This window comes from Vibrio sp. SCSIO 43136, assembly GCF_023716565.1.
In the GTDB taxonomy this organism is placed as follows: domain Bacteria; phylum Pseudomonadota; class Gammaproteobacteria; order Enterobacterales; family Vibrionaceae; genus Vibrio.
Window position 1 is genome coordinate 949,908 of record NZ_CP071848.1, and the last position, 21,715, is coordinate 971,622.

General features: G+C 45.8%; 17 protein-coding genes, 1 tRNA gene and 1 riboswitch. Of the genes, 12 read left to right on the forward strand and 6 right to left on the reverse strand.

Annotated elements, in window-relative coordinates; genetic code table 11:
• Positions 1 to 2 precede the first annotated feature (2 nt).
• Complete coding sequence (rsxA, locus tag J4N39_RS04590; RefSeq protein WP_252022391.1) at positions 3 to 581, reverse strand: electron transport complex subunit RsxA; 579 nt, start codon at positions 579 to 581, stop codon at positions 3 to 5.
• A 208-nt stretch (positions 582 to 789) separates the two neighbouring features.
• Positions 790 to 3,870, reverse strand: coding sequence for a beta-galactosidase (locus tag J4N39_RS04595; protein ID WP_252023627.1), 3,081 nt, complete (start codon positions 3,868 to 3,870; stop codon positions 790 to 792).
• 267 nt (positions 3,871 to 4,137) lie between these two features.
• On the opposite strand from J4N39_RS04595, the gene J4N39_RS04600 reads away from it, so the two are divergent.
• The 4 genes from J4N39_RS04600 (at position 4,138) to J4N39_RS04615 (ending at position 8,257) form a co-directional block, all read left to right on the forward strand.
• Positions 4,138 to 6,258 (forward strand): alpha-galactosidase, encoded by a 2,121-nt coding sequence (locus J4N39_RS04600; protein ID WP_252022393.1) that lies wholly within the window; start codon positions 4,138 to 4,140, stop codon positions 6,256 to 6,258.
• A gap of 278 nt (positions 6,259 to 6,536) precedes the next feature.
• Positions 6,537 to 6,713 carry a hypothetical protein gene (locus tag J4N39_RS04605; RefSeq protein WP_252022395.1) on the forward strand — a complete coding sequence of 59 codons (177 nt, stop codon included), beginning with the start codon at positions 6,537 to 6,539 and terminating at the stop codon, positions 6,711 to 6,713.
• 454 nt (positions 6,714 to 7,167) lie between these two features.
• On the forward strand, positions 7,168 to 7,674 hold the full coding sequence (locus tag J4N39_RS04610; protein WP_252022397.1) for an aminotransferase class III-fold pyridoxal phosphate-dependent enzyme: 507 nt from the start codon (positions 7,168 to 7,170) through the stop codon (positions 7,672 to 7,674).
• Position 7,675: 1 nt separating this feature from the next.
• Positions 7,676 to 8,257 carry a LysE family translocator gene (locus J4N39_RS04615; protein WP_252022398.1) on the forward strand — a complete coding sequence of 194 codons (582 nt, stop codon included), beginning with the start codon at positions 7,676 to 7,678 and terminating at the stop codon, positions 8,255 to 8,257.
• 36 nt (positions 8,258 to 8,293) lie between these two features.
• On the opposite strand, the gene J4N39_RS04620 is transcribed toward J4N39_RS04615, so the two are convergent.
• Together J4N39_RS04620 and J4N39_RS04625 are read right to left on the reverse strand one after the other, a co-directional pair.
• Positions 8,294 to 9,130, reverse strand: a complete 837-nt coding sequence (locus J4N39_RS04620) for an AraC family transcriptional regulator (RefSeq protein WP_252022400.1) — start codon at positions 9,128 to 9,130, stop codon at positions 8,294 to 8,296.
• An 897-nt stretch (positions 9,131 to 10,027) separates the two neighbouring features.
• Positions 10,028 to 10,103 (reverse strand) — tRNA-Asn (locus J4N39_RS04625).
• Between the two features lie 517 nt (positions 10,104 to 10,620).
• Here J4N39_RS04625 and uvrB point away from each other — a divergent pair.
• The 3 genes from uvrB to J4N39_RS04640 all read left to right on the forward strand — a co-directional run bounded on the left by uvrB (position 10,621) and on the right by J4N39_RS04640 (position 14,791).
• The gene (gene uvrB, locus J4N39_RS04630) at positions 10,621 to 12,654 is read left to right on the forward strand and encodes an excinuclease ABC subunit UvrB (RefSeq protein ID WP_252022401.1); all 2,034 of its coding nucleotides are present in this window, start codon (positions 10,621 to 10,623) and stop codon (positions 12,652 to 12,654) included.
• A gap of 274 nt (positions 12,655 to 12,928) precedes the next feature.
• Positions 12,929 to 14,332 (forward strand): quorum-sensing sigma-54 dependent transcriptional regulator LuxO, encoded by a 1,404-nt coding sequence (luxO, locus tag J4N39_RS04635; protein WP_252022403.1) that lies wholly within the window; start codon positions 12,929 to 12,931, stop codon positions 14,330 to 14,332.
• Positions 14,333 to 14,443: 111 nt separating this feature from the next.
• Positions 14,444 to 14,791 (forward strand): Hpt domain-containing protein, encoded by a 348-nt coding sequence (locus J4N39_RS04640; RefSeq protein ID WP_252022405.1) that lies wholly within the window; start codon positions 14,444 to 14,446, stop codon positions 14,789 to 14,791.
• Here J4N39_RS04640 and J4N39_RS04645 read toward each other — a convergent pair.
• The gene (locus J4N39_RS04645) at positions 14,780 to 15,670 is read right to left on the reverse strand and encodes a YvcK family protein (protein ID WP_252022406.1); all 891 of its coding nucleotides are present in this window, start codon (positions 15,668 to 15,670) and stop codon (positions 14,780 to 14,782) included. The genes J4N39_RS04640 and J4N39_RS04645 overlap by 12 nt on opposite strands.
• Before the next feature lie 271 nt (positions 15,671 to 15,941).
• Positions 15,942 to 16,074, forward strand: a riboswitch (molybdenum cofactor riboswitch).
• Here J4N39_RS04645 and moaA point away from each other — a divergent pair.
• From moaA to moaE, 5 genes are all read left to right on the forward strand, one after another.
• Complete coding sequence (gene moaA / locus J4N39_RS04650) at positions 16,063 to 17,052, forward strand: GTP 3',8-cyclase MoaA (protein WP_252022408.1); 990 nt, start codon at positions 16,063 to 16,065, stop codon at positions 17,050 to 17,052. It overlaps the preceding riboswitch by 12 nt.
• Positions 17,053 to 17,096: 44 nt before the next feature.
• Positions 17,097 to 17,609: a molybdenum cofactor biosynthesis protein B gene (moaB, locus tag J4N39_RS04655; RefSeq protein ID WP_252022410.1), complete on the forward strand. Its 513-nt coding sequence runs from the start codon at positions 17,097 to 17,099 to the stop codon at positions 17,607 to 17,609.
• Positions 17,610 to 17,621: 12 nt separating this feature from the next.
• The gene (gene moaC, locus J4N39_RS04660) at positions 17,622 to 18,101 is read left to right on the forward strand and encodes a cyclic pyranopterin monophosphate synthase MoaC (RefSeq protein ID WP_252022412.1); all 480 of its coding nucleotides are present in this window, start codon (positions 17,622 to 17,624) and stop codon (positions 18,099 to 18,101) included.
• Positions 18,098 to 18,343, forward strand: a complete 246-nt coding sequence (moaD, locus tag J4N39_RS04665; RefSeq protein WP_252022414.1) for a molybdopterin synthase sulfur carrier subunit — start codon at positions 18,098 to 18,100, stop codon at positions 18,341 to 18,343. Before moaC ends, moaD begins: the two co-directional genes overlap by 4 nt.
• Positions 18,344 to 18,345: 2 nt before the next feature.
• Positions 18,346 to 18,804 (forward strand): molybdopterin synthase catalytic subunit MoaE, encoded by a 459-nt coding sequence (gene moaE / locus J4N39_RS04670; RefSeq protein ID WP_252022415.1) that lies wholly within the window; start codon positions 18,346 to 18,348, stop codon positions 18,802 to 18,804.
• A 100-nt stretch (positions 18,805 to 18,904) separates the two neighbouring features.
• Here the strand turns inward: moaE and J4N39_RS04675 are convergent, their stop codons facing one another.
• A complete protein-coding gene (locus J4N39_RS04675; RefSeq protein ID WP_252022417.1) occupies positions 18,905 to 21,436 on the reverse strand; it encodes a glycosyl hydrolase family 18 protein in 2,532 nt (843 codons plus the stop codon).
• Positions 21,437 to 21,715 lie beyond the last annotated feature (279 nt).

The window sequence follows — 21,715 nt, forward strand, 5'->3', positions numbered from 1 at the left end:
GGTTACTTCACCAAACCAGTAAAGCCCATAAAGGCCAAAGACATCAAGCCAGCAGTAATCATTGCAATCGAAGCACCTTTAAATGGAACGGGAACATTCGCCGCTGCAATGCGCTCGCGCATCGAAGCAAACAAAATCAAAACAAGTGAGAAGCCAACGGCGGCACCAAATCCATACACGATAGATTCGATAAAGTTGTGGTTCTCGTTGACGTTAAGTAGTGCCACGCCTAGTACCGCACAGTTAGTGGTGATCAGTGGCAGGAAGATCCCCAATAGTCGGTATAACGTTGGACTGGTTTTGTGTACAACCATTTCGGTAAATTGAACCACTACGGCGATCACTAGGATGAAGCTCATGGTACGTAGGAATTCGATCCCTAGCGGCTTCAGAATGTAGCTTTCTACGAGGTAGGCGGTAACCGACGCTAGCGTCAGGACGAAGGTGGTCGCTAGTGCCATGCCGATAGCAGTATCAAGCTTTTTTGACACTCCCATGAAGGGGCAAAGGCCTAGAAATTTTACAAGAACAAAGTTGTTGACCAGTACGGTACCAACAAGCAGTAGCAGATACTCTGTCATAGCATCTCTATATAATTAAATCAGATCTTAACATTATCCTTGTTTGAGAGCGTTTTAACAACCAACCACCAATAGGGATTTAGTCATTTGATGCTAAAGTGGTCAACTTTTTTGAGAAATTAGATTTTATTGGGGAAAAGGGAAAAGGGAAAAGGGAAAAGGAAAGGAGGGGGAATGTTCCTTTCCAATTTCCCTTGGTGAATAAACGCTACGCTGGGGTGAGCGTTAATGCGTAGCGATAGTGTTTCTTCTGAAGACGAAACTCTTGGTGAACACTCGGGCTCCATGAGTCATCACCACCGACACCCATATGAGCGTGGTCGATGTTAAGTTCGATGGTATCTGCGCCCACCAAGTCATAGGTGTGCTTAGCTGTGGCAAGCATGGCTTGGCTGTAACGGCTCGCATTGAACATAAACTCACCATCGACTTGGATACGATTCACTTTGAGTCGGTCGGTGCCACAACGCAATCCGTTATCTGTTGGGAAGATGTAGTTAGTATGCAGTGCTTCCAGGTCAAGTGCATAATGACCATATCTTGCTGCTGCTAAGCGATCAGGGTAGTTCTCAAATGGTCCTAAACCACGCCATTCTATCGACTGTTCGCTAAGAGGCAGACCTAACGTGATGCCGATGCGAGGCATTGGAGGTAGATGCTCCGCAAGTTTTACGTCAACCTCGAGTGAACACTCCCCTTGGTCGTTAATTTGATAGTACCAAGTGGTTATTGCCTGCAATTGATCTTGGTACCGATAGGCAAAGGTCGATGTAATGCGAACCGCAGATGATGATTGATCGGCTTCAAATCCGATGCACTCTCGTTGCCACTCACCAATGCCAGCTTCTTGCCAGCGACAGATCCACGCATTTGGGTCGACGTTATCAATTTCGCTGACACCGATATCATTATCTAACGGTGCACGGAAGAAATTATCACTGAGCGGGGATGCGAGTTGCTCTTCACCTTCTACCGACCAAGCTTGGAGCAAACCTGAGGCAAGGTCCCAATGCCATTGCTGAGATTGGATGCCACAGTTCACCACAACGTCACTGTCTGTCGATTGGATAGTGAGCGAATCCGATGGCTTAGCGGTTGGCAATTCAAGGCTATTCTCATTTGTCAGGGCAAACTGTTCGCTACTTAGAATATGGTGCGCCTGCGCCCATGCAGTGGACTCTTTGAGGATGATGTCAGTATTTAGGTGATATTTGGCCCCTGCTTTTGTTGCATAGTCGAGTTCGATGTCAATGCGCTGAGTCTGCTTTGGTGCAAGAGACAATTCACATTCACCTGATGCTATCGCTTGGCCATCTTCCAGCAAGGTCCAAGTTAGTCGCTCATTATCTGTGCTTTTGAACAGGTATTCGCTGGTGGCGTTTAACACCAATGCTGATGAGCTTTGCTCAACTAGTGCTAGGGTTATCATTCTCTGACAGTATTTAGCTTCTTCAATCGTCGGGTGAAGAGTGCGATCGGGGAAAATTAGGCCATTAATACAGAACTGTCGGTCATTGATTTCGTCGTTAAAATCACCACCATAAGCCCAGTATTTGTCGCCATTTGGCGCAGTTTTGGTCAAGCCTTGGTCCACCCAGTCCCAAATAAACCCACCTTGGAGGCGTGGGTAGTCACGAAACGCATCCCAATAGTCGGCAAAACTGCCGAGACTGTTACCCATAGCGTGTGCATATTCACACAGGATAAGAGGTCGTTGTTCATTAGGAAGAGACACCCATTTTTTGATTGGCCATTTAGGCACGGCTTCATCTTCGACGGTGGCATCAACGCGGGCATACATAGGGCAGATAATGTCAGTTGCACTGGTATTTGCACCGCCGCCCTCATATTGAACTGGTCGAGACGGGTCATACTGTTTGGCCCAAGCGTACATAGCGTCATGGGTTGCACCGTGGCCTGATTCATTACCTAGAGACCAGATAATGATTGAAGCGTGGTTCTTATCTCGCATCACCATCTGCGTGAAACGACTCATATAGGCGTTTGACCATTGAGGGTCATTAGAGAGGCGATTCATCGGTTCCATACCGTGGGTTTCGATATTGGCCTCATCGCATACATACAAACCGTATTCGTCACACAACTCATACCAACGTGGGTGGTTAGGGTAGTGTGCCGTTCTCACCGCATTGAAGTTATTTTGTTTGAGCAGTTTGATGTCTTGGATCATGTCTTCTTCAGTCATGACGTGACCCAGCTCAGGGTGGTGCTCGTGTCGGTTAACACCACGGATCAGTAGCGGCTCTCCATTGAGAGTAAGCTGACCATCTTTGATCTCAACAGCTCTAAATCCAACATTGTAGCTTTCACTTTCTAGGTGCTGGCCATCAGGACACAGCAGCGACACCACCACACGATATAGGTTAGGTAGTTCAGCGCTCCACTGTTTTGGCTCACGTACCGCTAACGTTGAGAAAACAACATCTGCGTAGCTTCCTCGTTCATCAATACGTTTGTTATGTGGTTTGTCCGTCACGCTAGCAATCAGCTCATCACCATCAAAAAGCTGTGTCTGTACCTGTAAATTACTGCGACCTTTGAGCTGGGTAGTGATCGACAGTGAACCATCTCGGTAACAAGCATCAAGGGTTGGAGTGATAAACACATCTTCGATGCACTCGGCTGGTTTTGAAAGTAATGTGACGTCACGGAAAATACCGCTTAGCCACCACATGTCTTGATCTTCTAAGTAGCTGCCATCACTCCATCGGATCACCATGACGGCGATCTGGTTGGTGCCGGCTTTTACAAAAGCTGAAAGGTCAAACTCAGAAGGCAGGCGGCTGTCTTGGCTGTACCCGACCCATTGGCCGTTGCACCACAAGTGAAATGCTGAGTTGACGCCATCAAAGATGATGCGCAGCGTCTCGGCGAGGTCGCTTTCAGTCAGTTCAAACTCAGTACGGTAGCAGCCGGTTGGATTATCTTCAGGCACAAATGGCGGCTTAACCTCAAACGGATATTTTACGTTGGCATAAATCGGCTTATCGTAGCCCTGCATCTGCCAGTTGGACGGTACAGTAATTTTGTCCCAGTCATTACCAGCAAAATCAGTTGCTATAAACTGCTCATCAACCAGTTCAGGCTTGGCAAACAGCTTGAACTGCCATAGACCATTCAAGGAGCGGCGATTGCTATTGGCTTGAGCAAGAGCATCCGCCTTGCTGCGATAGCCAAACAAGGGGCTATGAGCCTTGAGGGTATGCTGGTTTACCACCTGCGGGTTTTCCCAGTCACGTCTTTGGATAATATCTGCAAATGCCGCCATCATGTTCCTACTTATATGGTCTATTTTCCTATGATGGCAGCAAGTGTAGAGAATGATTGGAAACGTTTACATGATGAAGGTGGCATTTTACCTAATCACCCAGTTTTCATCGATTAGGATGTGATCTTGATCGGTCATTAAAGATCCTCACCTAACATTTTACGCCCTTTGTGTAAACGTTTCCAATTAGTTGATGGTGAGCTCACAGTAAATTGAACGTGTATCAGTATGATGGCGGAAACCAAAGTGATTATGGACAATCAGACAATGCCACAAACAAATCTCTTTACCCTGATTGGGACAAATAGCCAGTTGATCCTTGAGCTTGGCGAGTATGCCGAGATCCTCCATTGGGGCCAGCCAGTGAGCGGTGACCTAGAGAGCTACCGCCAATCCCTGTATCGCCCTGTGCCTTATGGTCGCCTTGATAAGGATGTGGCTCTTACCCTTCACCCCGAGTTAGGACGAGGCCTATTCAGTAGCCCAGCGTTGGAAGGGGATAGGCAAGGACAGGACTGGGCGCCAGTATTTAGCATCGAGAATATGCTGCAGGGTGATAACAGCATTCTTATCGACAGCGTTGATGAGCAAGCAGGCCTTCGTTTATACGCTGAGCTTAGGTTAGACAGCAATGATGTATTGATGATGCGTCAGACCCTGACCAATACCAAGCCAGAGCAATATCATGTGCATCGCTTTGCCAATACGCTGCCGCTACCTGCAAGAACCAAGGAGCTGATGACCTACTATGGCCGTTGGGTGCACGAGTTTCAGACCCAGCGCCAGCCAATAAGTCATGGTGGCTATCAGCAGGAAAACCGCCGTGGACGTACCTCTCATGAACATTATCCAGCGCTTGTGGCAGGCACCAATCACTTTGATGAGCTTCATGGAGAGGTTTGGGGGTTCCACTTTGCTTGGAGTGGCAACCATCGAATGCGTGTGGATGTTAAAACCGATGGCCGCCGCCAGCTACAGGCTGAGGCACTTTACCTACCGGGAGAGATTGTTCTACAGCAAGAGCAGAGCATTACGACCCCTTGGCTCTACGCAAGCTATAGCGATACTGGCCTGAATGGCATGAGCCAGCAATTCCATTCTCATGTACGTCAGTCAATCCTGGCGCCTGAGATCTCTTCCAAACCTCGCCCTATTCATCTCAATACCTGGGAGGGGATCTATTTTGACCATGACCCAGATTACATTCTGTCGATGGCAAGCCAAGCTGCAGATATGGGCGTGGAGCGATTTATTATTGATGATGGCTGGTTTAAAAAACGCAATGGTGACAACGCAGCGCTAGGGGATTGGTTCCTAGATCAAGATAAATATCCGAATGGCCTAGAGCCCATTATTGAGCACGTAAATCAGCTCGGCATGGAGTTTGGTCTCTGGTTTGAGCCAGAGATGATCAACCCTGACTCTGACCTGTTTCGTCAGCATCCTGAGTGGGTATTAGGTGTTGAGGGTTATGATCAACCTAAGGGACGCAATCAGTATGCCATTGACCTACAAAATCAGGACGCCTTTGACTATCTGTTGGAGCGCCTTGATCACTTTCTTAGTCAGTACAATATTGCCTATATCAAATGGGATATGAACCGAGAGATTGTGCAGCCAGCACATAATGGACAAGCCGCAGGCTATGGGCAGGTTAAGCGCTATTATGCGTTGGTGGATAAGGTGAGAAGCAAGCACCCAAATGTTGAGATTGAGTCGTGCGCCGCAGGTGGTGGTCGGATCGACTTTGAAGTCTTAAAGCGAACTCACCGTTTTTGGGCATCTGATAACAATGATGCTTTGGAGCGTCAAACGATTCAGAAGGGGATGAGTTATTTCTTCCCGTCTGAGGTGATGGGTAGCCATATTGGTGCCAGCCACTGCCACTCGACCCGACGCAAGCACACGATTAACTTTCGGGGCATTACGGCACTATTCGGTCATATGGGCTTGGAGTTAGACCCGGTTAAGGAATCCGACCAAGAGAAGCAGGGCTTTGAGCGTTACGTAGAGCTACATAAATCCTTGCGCCCTTTGCTGCATAGTGGCACCAGCTGGCGCTTGCCAACCGATGATGACGCACAGCAGGCTCTTGCAGTGGTCGCCAAGGATAAGTCACAGGCAGTCGTCATGATTGCCCAGCTTGCTATGCCAATCTATGCCACCAGTGGTCACCTAAGAATCGCAGGCCTAGACCCTAATTCAGAGTACCGAGTAAGCGTGTTGGATAAGCCCCAAGATTTAGACTCGATTGTTGCCACTCAGCCACAATGGGTGAGTGAGGATAACTGCGTGTTGTCTGGAGAGTGGTGTGAGAAGGTTGGCTTGACTATGCCAATTCTGGACTCTGAGAGTGCAGTGTTGCTGAGGCTCGATAAAGTTAAGTAAAGTTTGGAGATTAGATATGGCTTTCCCTATAGGGGCTAATCCATACAGAAAGATATTTACCTTGAGTCCTATGTGCCCCCGCTAAGCTTAACTAAATGTAGTTAAAGTTAATCGCTTTACTTTTATAGGACCCTGAACTAGTCGGTCGATTGTAGTGGTCAACTAAAATTGGTCACAGTCTTGTAAGTTTCTCGATACTGCCTTGGTTTAGAGGAAGCGGGAGCGTTCATGACCTTTGTTTTTATTTGGGGGGAGTCTACAAGAAGATGATTTGAGCTATGTCTCAAATAGGCCAGATTTTTCTGCTACCGAGTGAGTCTGACCGTTTCTCGTATGACGCACGCTCGGTATCCGGTGATGTGCTTTTTATATTCAATTTGATTTATCAGTCTTCCCACATTCCGCATCAGGCGAGTGACTCTGTATTTGTTGTATGTCGCACCTTAGCTCCATAGATAACTTAAAGCCTTGTAGGTGCTACAAGCACTTTTAAACCAAGAGTGCTTAGTTACTGCAGCGGTTCTTTCAGACTAATTTCGGCTGTTTAGCCATGAATAAAAGCTACTGCGATGGATACTAAGAATTGACTGTATTGGACATGTAGGTGGTTTATCAAATCTAGATTCAATGAATGAGAACTTGTGATCCACTGACGAAAAATACGGTGGCTTCCTTAAAGATGTCACACTCCTGAATCACACATTTTAATTCCATTTCAAGCTACCTTATCCGAGCGGACAGTTCTTTTAATCACAAGTGGTTCATCGATTCAGCCATGTCGGTTAAAGGTAGGGTGAGACCCTTTAACTGGAGAGTTTAGATTTGTTAACAGTCGCTCTCAATTTCATCCTATATTAAATTTTGGCTGAATGTATTCTGTCACTCCTTACAAGTACTTTCGGGTAAATTATGACTATATATCAAAAGCTTGAGTCCGGAGTTAGAAGCTATTGTCGGCATTTTCCATTGGAGTTGGATACAGCTAAGGCATCTAAAGTTACTACTGTTGATGGCACCTGCTATATTGATTTCTTGATGGGATGTGGCAGTTTGAATTTTGGCCACAACCCCCCTCCGCTACAATCTGCGCTCTCAGAATATATTCAAGCAGATGGTGTTGCGATGACAATGGATTTTCATTCTTCTGCCAAGTCTCAGTTTTTAACAGATTTTAACAATATTATTCTGCGACCGCGCAAATTAGAGTACAAGTTGCATTTTACTGGACCAACTGGGACAAATGCAGTTGAAGCAGCCTGCAAGATTTTTATGAATGGGCTGAGCGAAAATGTTCATGGTATGGGAGATGCTGGTTCGCTGAGTTTAGCTTCATTGCGTGCGATGGCGATTATAAATCAGGTTGCTAGTAATACTCTAGGTACCTCAGCAACGCATGAGCTGGTGGAAATAGAGTGATATGAGAGCTGAAATAATTTCTCTTTTATTATTGTTGGTGTCGATTATTGGCACACCTGGTCCAAATAATACCTTATTGGCAGTATCGGGGCTCCAGCGTGGTTATATGCAGACATTACCATTATTGCTGGCTATTAATTTTGGCGTGGTAAGTGTTATAGCGTTATCAACTCTTGGTGCAAGCAGTATGCAAGAGCAGATTATGGTACATGCTAATTTGCTTTCCAGTATAGGAGCTATAGCTCTGATTTACATTGGTATTGCTTCATGGCCTAAGACTTGTGCTGAGGGTAGCGAAGTTAAAATGGTATCGCCGCTATTGATGGCAATTTTGCAAATAGTCAACCCCAAAATTTGGATGATTGCTGTTAGTGTAGTGACCACCTTTTCAATCTCGTTACAGGCGACAACTATATGCCTACTAACACTAGTTTGTGGCCTTACTCTCAATAGTTTATGGGTGTTGTCTGGGAAAGTAGTCAGCTCTAGTTTAAATCAATTGTCTTCGCAAGCAGTGTCAAAATTGGGTGCTGTATTGATTATTGGCATTGGTCTTAAAATACTGTTGACTGATTTAGTCTGATTTTTCACCGAAAGTGCATGTTATCTTTAGTTACGCTTAAAGTTGCACTTGAATACTCAGTGTTTGACTCTGGTACTGTCTGGGAGTAACACCAAAGGCTAGCTTAAAATTTCGTGTTAAGTGGCTTTGGTCATAAAACCCACAGTTGAAAGCCACCGTGGCGATATCCTTACCTTGTGACAGGTAGCATTTCGCCATGATGGTTTTTTTTTGTAATAAAAACTGATGAGGCGTTATGTTGAAGTTCTGTTTAAATACCCTTATGACCTGATACTTATCGAGGCTACACAGGTGTGCTAAGTCTTGAAGAGTGATGTTTTGGCTCCAGTTATTTAGCATGTAATCAAGTAATTTTCTTGCTTGCTTCCGTTCCTTTGTTACTAATCTAGATGGTGCTTGAGTAACTCCATACTGAGAAAATAAGCCGATCAAAGAGTGGATCAACAGACTTTCTTTAGTGATATCTAAGCTATGTTGTTCGAAGGCTAGGTGCAGTTGTAATAAATTGGAATACAACCGTGAGTTACTAATAATTGGTTGACTAATACAAGGCTCAACAGCTAAATCGAATTGCCGCATATAAGTTTGTAGAGCTTTTGTCTCCAAATAGAACATTCTATACTGCCAACCACACTCTGATGCTGGAAATCCGGTATGTATCTCCGCTGGGTTAATAGCGATAATGGATTGTTTCGGTAATAGGTGCTTTTCACCGTTAAAGTGAATACCTTCAACACCATCAGTGATTACCCCTATAGCTAATTCCTCGTGCCAATGTTTTTTGAATTCAAAACGCAAATATCTAGCGCTCAAGAGCTCTATCCAAGAAAAGTCTTCGTTGCGCCACAACGTTGAATATTCATTCATGTCCATACAAATTGAATACCTTTAGTAAATTGTAATTTGAAAGTTACTTACGATAAAAAGCAACAATCTTTTGTAGCTAATAGCTACAGAGTAAAAAATGAAGGTTTTATTAGTTTTTTGGCAATTATGAAAGTAGTGCAATGCTCTAAGGTTATGAATAGTAACAAGTTTCACTAAGAATGCCAGTTAGAAAGTATTGTTTCAACACGGTATGATGATGTCCAAGGTTATGGAGCCGGACTCTACGCCTATCACAGTATTTTAAATTTGAATTAGCGTACCTGTTGTTTATTTGGAAATATCGAATATTCACCTCAATGGCTGATGAGATGCGTTTTCCTGGAGAAGAACTCGCTGAGTTATATCATTACAGCTAGGAAATAGGACTAGGGTATTGAGAGATGAAGCCGCCGCTCTTGAGCTGCTAGTATACGCTCAGAAGTAAGAAGCCTAACATGATAGAGCAAGAGCTATGGGGAACATTACTCTATTGTAACCTGATACGAGTGGGAATGACTTTGGCAGTGAAGAAGCTAGATAGTGTTTGGCTAAATCACCTAAGCTTTACCAGTTGTTCATTGGTAATTACACAGTTCTTCGTAAGACTTCCACTGACCAGCCCTAGCAACATAACCAAATACTATGAAGTCCGTTGGAAAAAATGAGGTACTTTCAGCTTCCCTCTAGACGTGAAGATAGCTCATATCGAAGGTGAGTGAAATCAACGAAATACAAAAATGCCAGTCAGCTAAACTGACTGGCATTACGCCCTAGGGGATCATTTATAATTTGGCTCCCCCTGCGGGACTCGTACGGGCCGGCCATCCGGCTGTGACATATCTATCGTTCACAGAGTCTTAAAACGCAAAAACCGCAACTGAGTGAGTTGCGGTTTTTTAAATCTGGCTCCCCCTGCGGGACTCGAACCTGCGACATACGGATTAACAGTCCGCCGTTCTACCAACTGAACTAAGGGGGAATAAGTGCTGCGAATGTTAAGAAAAGCCCCTTGCTATGTCAACCCAAAATCGATGACTTTTTACTAAAAATTATTTTGAATGAATTCTTTACTTGCCGCTAAGCCTTGCTCTGTCTGGGCTAGCAAAACTTATCCACCAAAATTGTGGATAACTATGTTGAAGAATGCTTAACAACTCAAATTGCAGCAGAACTCAAATAAATTTTAATTTATAAAATGCTGGCAAAGGTCTTGTTCCCACAGGTTTTTTCAGGGCGTAGTGTTGAAAGTGAAAATGTGAATAAAGTAACTAAAAAGTCAATTAAAGAACTGTTCTGGGGAAAACTAGTGGATTATTTTGTTGCGTTTTTAGAGGGGGATCTCTAGCAGGGCAAAGAACAATACCAGAAACAGCGGTACAGATCCACTCAATAAATCAAACAAGCTAAAAATTAGACAGATATTTTTTGATTGCTTGGTTGACCATACATACCGCTCACGTGACAATAATAAGATTGAGTCAAAGTAGGATACTGACATGGCCAAAACTTTCGATTTGGTTTCCAAATATCAACCTTCTGGGGATCAACCCACCGCAATAGCACAGCTGATCGATGGACTTGATTCTGGATTGGCACACCAAACCTTGTTGGGTGTTACTGGGTCGGGTAAAACCTTTACCCTTGCGAATGTGATCGCTTCTGCCGAAAGGCCGACGATTTTGCTTGCGCCTAATAAGACACTGGCGGCGCAGCTTTATGGTGAGATGAAAGCATTTTTCCCCAACAATGCGGTTGAGTATTTTGTTTCTTACTATGATTACTACCAACCAGAAGCTTATGTGCCAACCACTGATACTTTTATCGAAAAAGATTCCTCTGTGAATGCACATATTGAGCAAATGCGCTTATCCGCCACCAAAGCGTTGCTTGAGCGCAAAGATGCCATCATCGTCGCCTCGGTTTCGGCAATTTATGGTCTAGGTGATCCTGAGTCCTATTTGAAGATGATGTTGCATGTCCGTCGTGGCGATATGATGGACCAACGAGATATTTTGCGTCGACTGGCCGAGCTACAGTACAGCCGTAATGACGTGGCCTTCGAGCGTGGTCAGTTCCGAGTGCGTGGTGAAGTGATTGATATCTTCCCTGCCGAGTCAGAACAAGATGCTGTGCGTATCGAGATGTTCGACGACGAGATAGAATGCATCAGTCTGTTTGACCCACTTACTGGGGTAGTGAAACAGAAAGACTTGGCGCGCTACACCGTTTACCCTAAAACGCACTACGTTACCCCTCGTGACCGGATGCTCGAAGCCATTGAGCAAATTAAAGTTGAGTTAGAGCAACGCAAAAAGTACTTGCTAGAGAACAACAAACTGCTAGAAGAGCAGCGCATTTCCCAACGTACTCAATTTGATATCGAGATGATGAACGAGCTGGGTTTCTGCTCAGGTATCGAAAACTACTCAAGATTCTTGAGTGGCCGTTTGGAAGGTGAACCGCCTCCGACACTATTTGATTACCTGCCGCCGGATGGCTTATTGGTGATCGATGAATCACACGTGACGGTGCCACAGATTGGCGCTATGTATAAAGGTGACCGCTCTCGTAAGGAAACCCTCGTGGAATACGGTTTCCGCTTACCTTCTGCGCTCGACAACCGCCCAATGAAATTTGAAGAGTTCGAGTCAATTGCACCGCAGACGATTTTTGTATCAGCTACACCGGGCAACTATGAGCTGGAAAAATCTGACGGGGAAATTGCTGATCAGGTAGTACGTCCTACCGGCTTGCTTGACCCTGAACTTGAGGTTCGTCCGGTCGCAACACAAGTTGATGATTTGTTATCTGAAGTGCGCAAACGTTCAGAAATTAATGAGCGAGTGTTGGTGACGACGTTGACTAAGCGTATGGCTGAGGACTTGACCGAATATTTGCATGAACATGGTGTGAAAGTTCGTTACTTGCATTCAGACATCGACACCGTTGAGCGTGTTGAAATCATCCGCGACCTGCGTTTGGGTGAGTTTGATGTACTGGTCGGTATCAACTTGTTGCGAGAAGGTTTGGACATGCCAGAAGTGTCGCTGGTGGCAATCTTAGATGCGGATAAAGAAGGTTTCTTGCGCTCTGAACGCTCGTTGATCCAGACCATTGGTCGTGCGGCTCGTAACCTGAACGGTAAAGCTATCTTGTATGCTGATTCGATCACTAAATCGATGAAGAAAGCGATGGATGAAACCAATCGACGTCGCGACAAGCAGCAAGCGTATAACCTAGAGCAAGGTATGGAGCCTCAAGCACTGCAAACCAGTGTAAAAGACATCATGGAATTGGGAGATATTACCAAGGCCAAGGCAAAACGTGGCACCAACAAGCAAGTACCGTTGGCAAAAGTGGCGGAAGAGTCCAATACTTATCAAGTGCTAACACCACAGGAGCTAGAGAAGCTAATTACTAAGCTTGAGAATGAGATGTACAAGCACGCTCAAGACCTAGAGTTTGAGCTTGCCGCAGCAAAACGTGATGAGATAGAAAAGCTAAAATCGCAATTCATTGTTAACAGTTAGGGGGCAGTGCGCTCCCATCTGGTATAAACAGGCAAAAAAATAGCCAACAAGAAATCGAGTCTCGTTGGCTTCATTTTGTGAATACTTTGTTCACTAACAACGTCAGTTGGCTAGGTGACCCATGTGGGTCGATATAAGTAATGCATTTAGCATGCCAATATAAAATTGCCGAAAATATGCGACTGGCTTTGCTTTTTTAGCTAAAAAGACTATCATTGAATTGCAAAATGCAAATCATAATGCAAAACAATTATTAATATGCAACGGCTAGGAAATGCAAAACAATAACTTATCTCCAAGGACTAAGTATCTTCTGATGGTTGAAGATACCGCTTCTGTCGCAGCACTGTACCGATCTTACCTGATGCCACTCGGTATCGATATCAAGATCGTAGGTACTGGTGAAGACGCTATTGCCAGCCTAGACAAACGCATTCCTGACCTTATCCTGCTCGATTTGCGACTGCCTGATATGACAGGTATGGACGTACTTGAATCGGTGAAACGCAAATATCCTGATGTACCAGTGATCTTTATGACGGCACACGGTTCGATTGATACCGCCGTTGAAGCAATGCGTAAAGGTGCACAGGATTTCTTGATCAAGCCGTGTGAGGCTGACCGCCTTCGTGTCACTGTTAACAACGGTATCCGCAAAGCAGGCAAACTGAAACTACTCGCTGACGAACCAGGCAGTAACAACTATCAAGGCTTTATCGGTAGTAGCCAAACCATGCAAGCCGTTTATCGCACTATTGACTCGGCAGCACCAAGTAAGGCGTCGGTATTTATTACCGGTGAAAGTGGTACGGGTAAAGAAGTTTGTGCTGAAGCAATTCACGCAGCGAGTAAGCGTGGTGACAAGCCGTTTATCGCAATTAACTGTGCAGCTATCCCCAAAGATCTGATTGAAAGTGAACTGTTCGGCCACGTGAAAGGTGCGTTTACCGGGGCATCTACCGATAGACAGGGCGCAGCAGAGCTTGCTAATGGAGGAACCTTGTTCCTAGATGAGCTTTGCGAAATGGATCTTGACCTGCAAACGAAACTTCTTCGATTTATTCAAACCGGTACGTTTCAAAAAGTAGGCTCTTCAAAAATGAAGAGTGTAGACGTGAGATTTGTCTGCGCAACCAACCGTGATCCGTGGAAAGAAGTGCAAGAAGGCCGTTTTAGAGAAGATTTGTACTACAGACTGTACGTAATTCCATTGCATCTTCCACCGTTAAGAGAACGTGGTGAAGATGTGGTAGAGATTGCTTATTCTTTGCTCGGTTTTATGTCGAATGAAGAAGGAAAAGGTTTTGCTCGCTTCGCACCAGACGTTATTGCTCGATTTGTGAATTACGAGTGGCCGGGTAACGTTCGTCAGCTACAGAACGTGCTACGAAATGTGGTAGTCCTAAATCAAGGCAGCGAGATCAGCATGGAAATGTTGCCGCCACCGCTTAATTTACCGAGTGCCTCGGCCGCAACAATGGCTTCAAGCGGTGAAATTTCTACTACACTTGGAGTAGAAGACATCCGTCCACTTTGGATCACCGAAAAGCAAGCGATAGAGCAGGCCATCGACTTGTGTGAAGGAAATATTCCCCGTGCTGCTGGATATTTAGAGGTCAGCCCTTCGACCTTATATCGTAAGCTTCAAAGCTGGAAAGAAGTTGAAACCATCAAGTAATCGGTACGATTGACGGAATCTAGACAATTGGCTTACGAGCCGTTAAGTTAAGCAAGTAAATAACTAGTAACTAACAAAACTGTCACAAGAAGAATAACTAGAGGACCAACGATGACAAGAGTTGTCAACACCGACAGGATCAGTGAGCTGGCAAACGACATTGGTGAAGAAAATCTACCCATGTTGTTTAACATCTTTATCGGTGAGCTAATGGATTACGCAGAAGCTTTAGCCAACGCCCCAAGTGAGCAGTTACAAGCGGAAGATCAGTTGAAATCTATCAGTCATTCGCTAAAAAGTAGTGCAGCCAGTTTCGGCGCTGAGCAGCTTTGTGACTTTGCGACTAACTTGGATGCAAGGTACAAAACAGGGGAGGTGATCAGTACTAATGAGAATCGACAAACAATGATTGAGTACCTCAACACCACCCGCGAAGAGTATTTGAAACTATCGCAATAAATTTTCTATCGCTAGCTGTAACTTGTCTCTGTCGTGACGCCAATCGTGATTGACAGAGGCAAGACTGGTTTGAACTATTTCCTCTACCGCCTCCATTGGTTCGACTGCATCTTCGCTTAACAGCACATCAATTTTTCTGCCTTGGCAAGCACGTTGGCACCAGCGCAGCTTCTCATCTAATGACATACGACCAGCAGGGCCATACTCTGGTGACAGGTTGTTTATGAACACCACTTTAGCCTTGGTGTTGGCTGCAATTGCTTTGCCCATTGCAGGGAGGAGTATCGGCGGCATAATACTGGTCAGAAAGCTGCCGGGTCCTAAAATGATTGCATCGGCCTGTGCAATCGCTTCAATGGCCTCTTTAGTCGCAGGAACTTCAGGCTCAACGTACAGTCTTTGCAGGTCTTGCTCCATTTCATCCACATTGGTTTCGCCACGTACCCATTCACCTTCTTCCGACAAAGCGGTCAGATCTGCTGGGTATTCCGACATCGGTACGATGTTCACTTCGACTTTAAGCATATCTCGGATCAAGTTGATCGCATCCAGTGGCCTGACGGATAAGTTATCAAGCGCCGTTAGCATGAGGTTGCCAAGGTTGTGGTTGTTGAGCTCACCATCGCCTTTAAAACGATACTCAAACATCATCGATCCAATGGATGGTTCGGTGATTAACTGGTTGATGCAGTTGCGAGTATCGCCCCAAGCAATTCCTCCTTGGCAACTGCGGATCCGCCCAGTAGAGCCGCCATTATCTGTGGTAGCAACGATGCCTGTTGCATTGGAACCAAAATCTTTTAGTGCGGCCAGCATACGACCTAGCCCATGACCACCACCGATGGCGACCACTTTTTTGTTGTTATATAGCGTTGTCATTGTTTTCGTCATTATTATGGTTATCTCGCCGCTCAAATTATCCCAAACCTTCATGTGTGGCGAGGGAAATTGTCACAGAAGTTGATATTGGTAGCGAGCATGCAAGTTACTGTGGTAATGGGGAGTCAAAATTCCCCTTGGTTCGCCCATAAATGATTAGAAAATAGTCGCCCGAGACGATCAAAGCATCATTTTTTGCTTTATCAGTAGCAAGAGTAGGGAGAATTGAGTATTTTTATAAGAACGCATCCTCGCTGGTGATACTAGTGGGGACTGCCATAACTCCGAGCTTCGTTCACTAAGTCTTAGGATAAGTGATGGAAGCCAGTGACAGGTTGTCACAAGGGTTTACTTGGAAATGGGTAAGCCTCCCGTGTTTGGAAAGGTGTTCCGTGGCGATTCAATTCGAAGATAGATTCCAACGCAAGTTTCATTACTTGCGCTTGTCCGTTACAGATGTCTGTAACTTTAAATGCACATATTGCTTGCCTGATGGGTATCGTCCTAACGGGCGCAAAAACTCGTCTTTTTTAAGCTTAGAAGAGATCAAACGTGTCGTTGATACGTTTGCACTTTGTGGCACCAGTAAGGTTCGTATTACTGGTGGTGAGCCAAGTCTACGCAAAGACTTTACCCAGATCATTGAAACCATTGCCAATACTGATGGCATCGATAAGGTGGTGACCACCACTAATGGTTATCGTATGGCAAAAAACGTTGCTGAGTGGCGACGGGCAGGCCTAAACGGTATCAATGTTAGTGTGGATAGTTTGGACCCACATATGTTCCATCAAATTACCGGCGAAAATAAGTTCTCTGAGGTAATGGAAGGTATCGATAAAGCGTTTGAGGCTGGGTTTGAGCAAGTCAAAGTTAACGCTGTATTGCTCAAGGATCTCAATAGCACCCAGTTGCCTGCCTTTTTAAATTGGATCAAGCATCGCCCAATTCAGCTTAGATTTATTGAGCTGATGGAAACCGGGGAAATGGACAGCCTGTTTCGAAAACATCACCAATCGGGTGTCGGGATCCAAAACATCCTGATAGCCAATGGTTGGCTTCTTAAAGAGAAAGCCATTAATGATGGGCCTGCGGTTGTTTATTATCATCCCGATTATCAGGGTGAGATTGGCTTGATCATGCCGTATGCAAAACACTTCTGTGAAACTTGTAACCGACTACGAGTCTCTGCCATGGGCAAGCTGCATCTATGTTTGTTTGGCGAGCATGGGGTTGAGTTACGTGATTTGCTTCAACAAGATGATCAGCAACAAGCATTAGTTGCCAGAATTAACCAACATTTGCAGACCAAGGAAGTCAGCCATTATCTGCACGATGGAAATTCTGGTATGACGCCGCATCTGGCCTCAATCGGTGGTTAAGCCACTAACATCTAAATCAATAAATTCAGTCTAAAGGTGAAATCATGGGTCACGCCGAATCTAAATTCGTCCCAGCAAATATTGCAGTGCTAACCGTTTCAGATACTCGAACCGAAGAAAATGACACATCCGGCGGCTACCTTGCCGAGCAGCTTCAGGAAGCAGGTCATAATCTTGCCGCTAAAGCGATCGTGATTGATGACAAGTACAAGATCCGAGCGATTGTCTCACAATGGATCGCTGATGAGTCGATTCAAGCTATTATGCTAACGGGTGGCACAGGCTTTACCTCACGCGACAGTACGCCAGAGGCTCTCGTCCCTCTTTTTGATAAGCAGGTTGAAGGCTTTGGTGAGCTGTTCCGTCAGGTTTCGTATGAAGAGATCGGTACGTCAACCATTCAATCTCGTGCGATTGCAGGTTTCGCTAACCATACGGTGATTTTTGCCATGCCGGGTTCAACAGGCGCTTGTCGTACTGCGTGGACCAAAATCATCAAGCAGCAGATGGATGCCAGCCATCGTCCATGTAACTTTATGCCGCACCTAAGCGTTTAAGGTGTCGATGCGATGAGTGAATTTACCCATATCAATGCTTCTGGTGAAGCCAACATGGTGGACGTTTCTGCCAAAGCGGAAACCGTGCGTGAAGCACGTGCAGAAGCGTTTGTAGAAATGGCCCCAGAAACCTTGCAACTGATAGTTTCTGGTAGCCACCACAAAGGGGATGTGTTTGCCACGGCGCGTATCGCAGGTATTCAAGCCGCTAAGCGCACTTGGGACCTTATTCCCTTATGCCATCCACTGCTTTTATCTAAAGTTGAAGTGCAGCTGGAAGCTCAGCCTGAGCTGAATCGTGTTCGTATCGAATCTTTGTGTAAACTGGCGGGAAAAACGGGCGTTGAGATGGAAGCACTCACCGCAGCGTCTGTGGCAGCACTGACTATTTACGACATGTGTAAAGCCGTGCAAAAAGATATGGTGATTGGTCAAGTTCGCTTGCTAGAGAAAACCGGTGGCAAATCAGGTCACTTTAAGGTGGAGTCATGATAAAAGTCCTTTTCTTTGCTCAAACCCGTGAACTGGTCGGTATGGACTCACTGGAAGTTGAAGCCAGTTTCACCAGTGCTGAAAACTTGCGAGCTCATCTAGCCGAAAAAGGTGACAAGTGGGCGCTAGCATTAGAAGCCGGTAAAACGTTAGTCGCAATTAACCAAACTTTGGTCCCGCTTGAGTCTGAGATCAAAGCAGGTGATGAAGTCGCCTTTTTCCCTCCAGTTACAGGGGGATAACCATGGAACCTGTTAGCGTTCAATTTGAAGATTTCTCTGTTGCCGAAGAATACGAGTTCCTGTCTCAAGGCTCATCTGCTGGGGCGGTTGTTACCTTCGTTGGTAAGGTTCGAGATATGAACCTTGGGGACAACGTGATTGGGTTGTCGCTGGAACATTACCCAGGTATGACGGAGAAATCACTGCTTGAGATCGTTGAGAAAGCCAAGCAGCGCTGGCCGATCGACAAGGTGCGAGTGATCCATAGAGTTGGCGATTTAGATATTGGCGATCAGATTGTATTCGTTGGTGTCTCTAGTGCCCATCGCCTTGCAGCTTTTGAAGCCTGTGAATTTATGATGGATTACCTTAAGACCAAAGCGCCATTTTGGAAAAAAGAGCGCACGACAGAGTCTGTTCGTTGGGTTGAATCAAGAGATTCTGATGCCCAAGCAGCGCAGCGTTGGGAAGAGAATAACTAAGCTGATTTAAAGATGTGTTCGATTGGACGTATTGTTAATCAAGGAATAGATAAAAGGGATGGCATTAGCCATCCCTCTATTTTTTAGCATTGATAAGTTATCAGTTACATGTCGCAGGACCGATTAAGCTCCACACACCCCATTGACCGGATTTAGATGGATCTTCACCTTTGGTCCACCATTTCGCAGAGTATTCGCTACCTGCCCAAGTGACCACATCACCATTAAGGTAAATCGTGTTGCTGTCCCATTCATTGGTACAGGTCGAGCCGCCAGAGGCTTTCTTGTTGATTACAACGGTTGCCGTCGCAGAAGTACTTTCCTGACCATCACTCACCGTTACGGTAAATGATAGAGGAGTATCTTGAGTGTACTCTTGGGCAACAAAAGAGACTTTGTCACCGTTCACTGTGGCATTGATGCCCGCAGGCACTTGCCAAGTAAAGCTCAATGGGTCGCTATCTGCATCGGTCGAACTGCTGGCATCGATAACCACTGTGGTTAACGCATCGGCTGTTGCTGGCGCAACCACTTTTGCAACAGGTGCTTGGTTTACAGGTGTTTGGCCAGCAGGTTTCACGTTGACAATCACTGTGTCACTGCTGGTGGCACCAAGGTTATCGGTCACAGTGAGCTTGAAGCTTAGTGAAGTTAACGCATCCACCTGCGGAGCAGTAAAGCTCACTTGAGCACCACTGCTGGTAAGTGAAACTGCTGGACCTGAGACCTGCGTCCAATCTGTGGCTGAAATAGTACCATCCGCATCGGATGATTGAGAGCCATCGAGTGTCACTAATACGCCCGGTTCGACTTGTTGATCAGCACCGGCACGAGCGATAGGAGCTCGGTTCACTGGTACAGAACCGTTCGCCATACCCTCATGCATAGCGTTTAGGATGTCGCCGTTGTCGGCATCAATTTCCCAAGAGAACATGCCTGCTAATCCTAGATTGCGCACGTATGCCCCTTTGGCTTTTACAGAGCGTGGGTCATCAAAGGTGATTAGCTTACCGTCAGTACGGTTCCAGACATAAGGCGCTTCCGCCTGTTCGTCATAACCATACTCAAAGCCATTAATGCCTGTGAAGTTATCACCTAGCATGTGTGCTTTAATGCCTTTGTAGTCGATAACGCCAGCTTCCCAAACCCCTTGCTCTTTACTGCCAGTGAGTTTGCCTGAACCTGTTCCTGTCATTGGGTCTGTTGGATCTGACAGGCTTGAAGGCATAACGCCATCCCATCCGCGACCATACATAGCAGCCCCGAGCACTAGCTTGTTGGCAGGAACCCCTTGCGCTAGCAAGATTTGAATCGCATTATCCGAGGTGTACGCTGGGCCTTTATATGCTTCGCCATTTTCATCGACACCCGTGCCGTCGCATTGACCTGGGCGCATGAAGTTACCACAGTACAAAGCGGTTTGGTGGCCTGGTACGTTGTTCCAACCGCCATAGAAGTCATAGGTCATGGCGAATATATAGTCCATGTGTGCGGCAGCTTTGGCATAGTCAACATCTTCTAGTTTATCCCAACCCACACCGATAGCTGAGGTTAGCTCGTAGGTACGGCCATTAGCGACTTCTAGTTCATCAAGCATGGCACGCAGCTCTTGCATCAATGCGATGTAGGCTGGGCCATCGTTTACTGGGTCACCCAGGTTGGCATTTTCACCGCCTCCGCCTGGGAATTCCCAGTCGATATCTACACCATCATAGAACTTCCACGTATTTAGGAACTTTTTAACTGAAGCCACAAAAACGTCGCGATTGGCTTTGTCGGTAAAGCTGTAGAATGGGTCGGAAAGTGTCCAGCCACCAATCGAAGGTACAATCTTTAGATCAGGGTAGCGCTGCTTTAGTGCCATCATCATGGCGTAGTTGCCCTTAATCGGGGTGCTGTATTCATGGCCCGCTTGTTTGAAGCTTTTTTGGAAAGCGGCCCAAGGGTCATGGATGACAACTTCGAAGTCTTGCATACCAGCACACGCAGTTTGCAGTGCGTTAAAGCTATTTCCACCGACCGATTTTAGAGACTCATTAGGGCCACACACCGGGATAAAGCCATAGATGATATGAGTTAGGTTGTCGGCAGGAATGTTATCTACCGTATAGTCACGTCCATATATGCCCCATTCAACAAAGTAAGTGCCGACAACCGTATTAGGGTCCGTGTTGTAGCTCTTGTTGTTAGGGTCAATGTTCATGGTCAGTGGGGCCAAATGGCTACCGTCTGTATCTGCGATAACGATTTCTGCGGGCTGACTAACGCTACATCCTGTAGCGTCACAGGCTTCAATCGTCATTTGGTAGCGGCCACCTTGGCCATACTTGAAGCTTGCCGTAGTTTGGCTGCCAGTGATCGGTCCTGTGGCAACCTCAACACCATCGAAGTAGATTTTATAGGTATCGCCAGAATCACCGCTCCATTGGTTAAATTTCACGTTTATTGACGCTTGGTCATGGTATTTGACCATATTGGCGTAGCTAGACGTTGTTTCCATAGCGAGCTCAATTTTTGAAAACTGCAAATTGTTTGAGCCGTAAACATCTACGCTTGGGGCGCTTGGTAAGGCGGCAGCGGGGAGGGCAATTGCCACACTTGCTGCCAGTAGACACATCGATATAGGTTTCATCTTATCTCTCTTATTCCTTTGAGTGAGTTATCGGTTGAGTGATAACAATCCGTGGGGACTCGGCTTTAACTCAAAAATTGTCAAACCCGGTTCCCATCAAACAGTGTTAGAGAGCTTATTTAATTGCTCAAATTTTGTTCATAGCTTTTGAAAGCACTTAATAGATAAGGAATTAGTGCTGCGTACCCGTTACAAAAAAGGTTTAAGTGACTCGATAAAAAACTAAATGTCAGAATTTTGAACTGGAAAGCGGGTAGTCATGTGCTACGTGGGGGTTTG

Bases quoted from the DNA above. Each gene is read 5' to 3' on its own strand.
- rsxA (WP_252022391.1), bottom strand. From the start codon at position 581: ATGACAGAGTATCTGCTACTGCTTGTTGGTACCGTACTGGTCAACAAC.
- J4N39_RS04595 (WP_252023627.1), bottom strand. From the start codon at position 3,870: ATGGCGGCATTTGCAGATATTATCCAAAGACGTGACTGGGAAAACCCG.
- J4N39_RS04600 (WP_252022393.1), top strand. From the start codon at position 4,138: ATGCCACAAACAAATCTCTTTACCCTGATTGGGACAAATAGCCAGTTG.
- J4N39_RS04605 (WP_252022395.1), top strand. From the start codon at position 6,537: ATGTCTCAAATAGGCCAGATTTTTCTGCTACCGAGTGAGTCTGACCGT.
- J4N39_RS04610 (WP_252022397.1), top strand. From the start codon at position 7,168: ATGACTATATATCAAAAGCTTGAGTCCGGAGTTAGAAGCTATTGTCGG.
- J4N39_RS04615 (WP_252022398.1), top strand. From the start codon at position 7,676: ATGAGAGCTGAAATAATTTCTCTTTTATTATTGTTGGTGTCGATTATT.
- J4N39_RS04620 (WP_252022400.1), bottom strand. From the start codon at position 9,130: ATGGACATGAATGAATATTCAACGTTGTGGCGCAACGAAGACTTTTCT.
- uvrB (WP_252022401.1), top strand. From the start codon at position 10,621: ATGGCCAAAACTTTCGATTTGGTTTCCAAATATCAACCTTCTGGGGAT.
- luxO (WP_252022403.1), top strand. From the start codon at position 12,929: ATGCAAAACAATAACTTATCTCCAAGGACTAAGTATCTTCTGATGGTT.
- J4N39_RS04640 (WP_252022405.1), top strand. From the start codon at position 14,444: ATGACAAGAGTTGTCAACACCGACAGGATCAGTGAGCTGGCAAACGAC.
- J4N39_RS04645 (WP_252022406.1), bottom strand. From the start codon at position 15,670: ATGACAACGCTATATAACAACAAAAAAGTGGTCGCCATCGGTGGTGGT.
- moaB (WP_252022410.1), top strand. From the start codon at position 17,097: ATGGGTCACGCCGAATCTAAATTCGTCCCAGCAAATATTGCAGTGCTA.
- moaC (WP_252022412.1), top strand. From the start codon at position 17,622: ATGAGTGAATTTACCCATATCAATGCTTCTGGTGAAGCCAACATGGTG.
- moaD (WP_252022414.1), top strand. From the start codon at position 18,098: ATGATAAAAGTCCTTTTCTTTGCTCAAACCCGTGAACTGGTCGGTATG.
- moaE (WP_252022415.1), top strand. From the start codon at position 18,346: ATGGAACCTGTTAGCGTTCAATTTGAAGATTTCTCTGTTGCCGAAGAA.
- J4N39_RS04675 (WP_252022417.1), bottom strand. From the start codon at position 21,436: ATGAAACCTATATCGATGTGTCTACTGGCAGCAAGTGTGGCAATTGCC.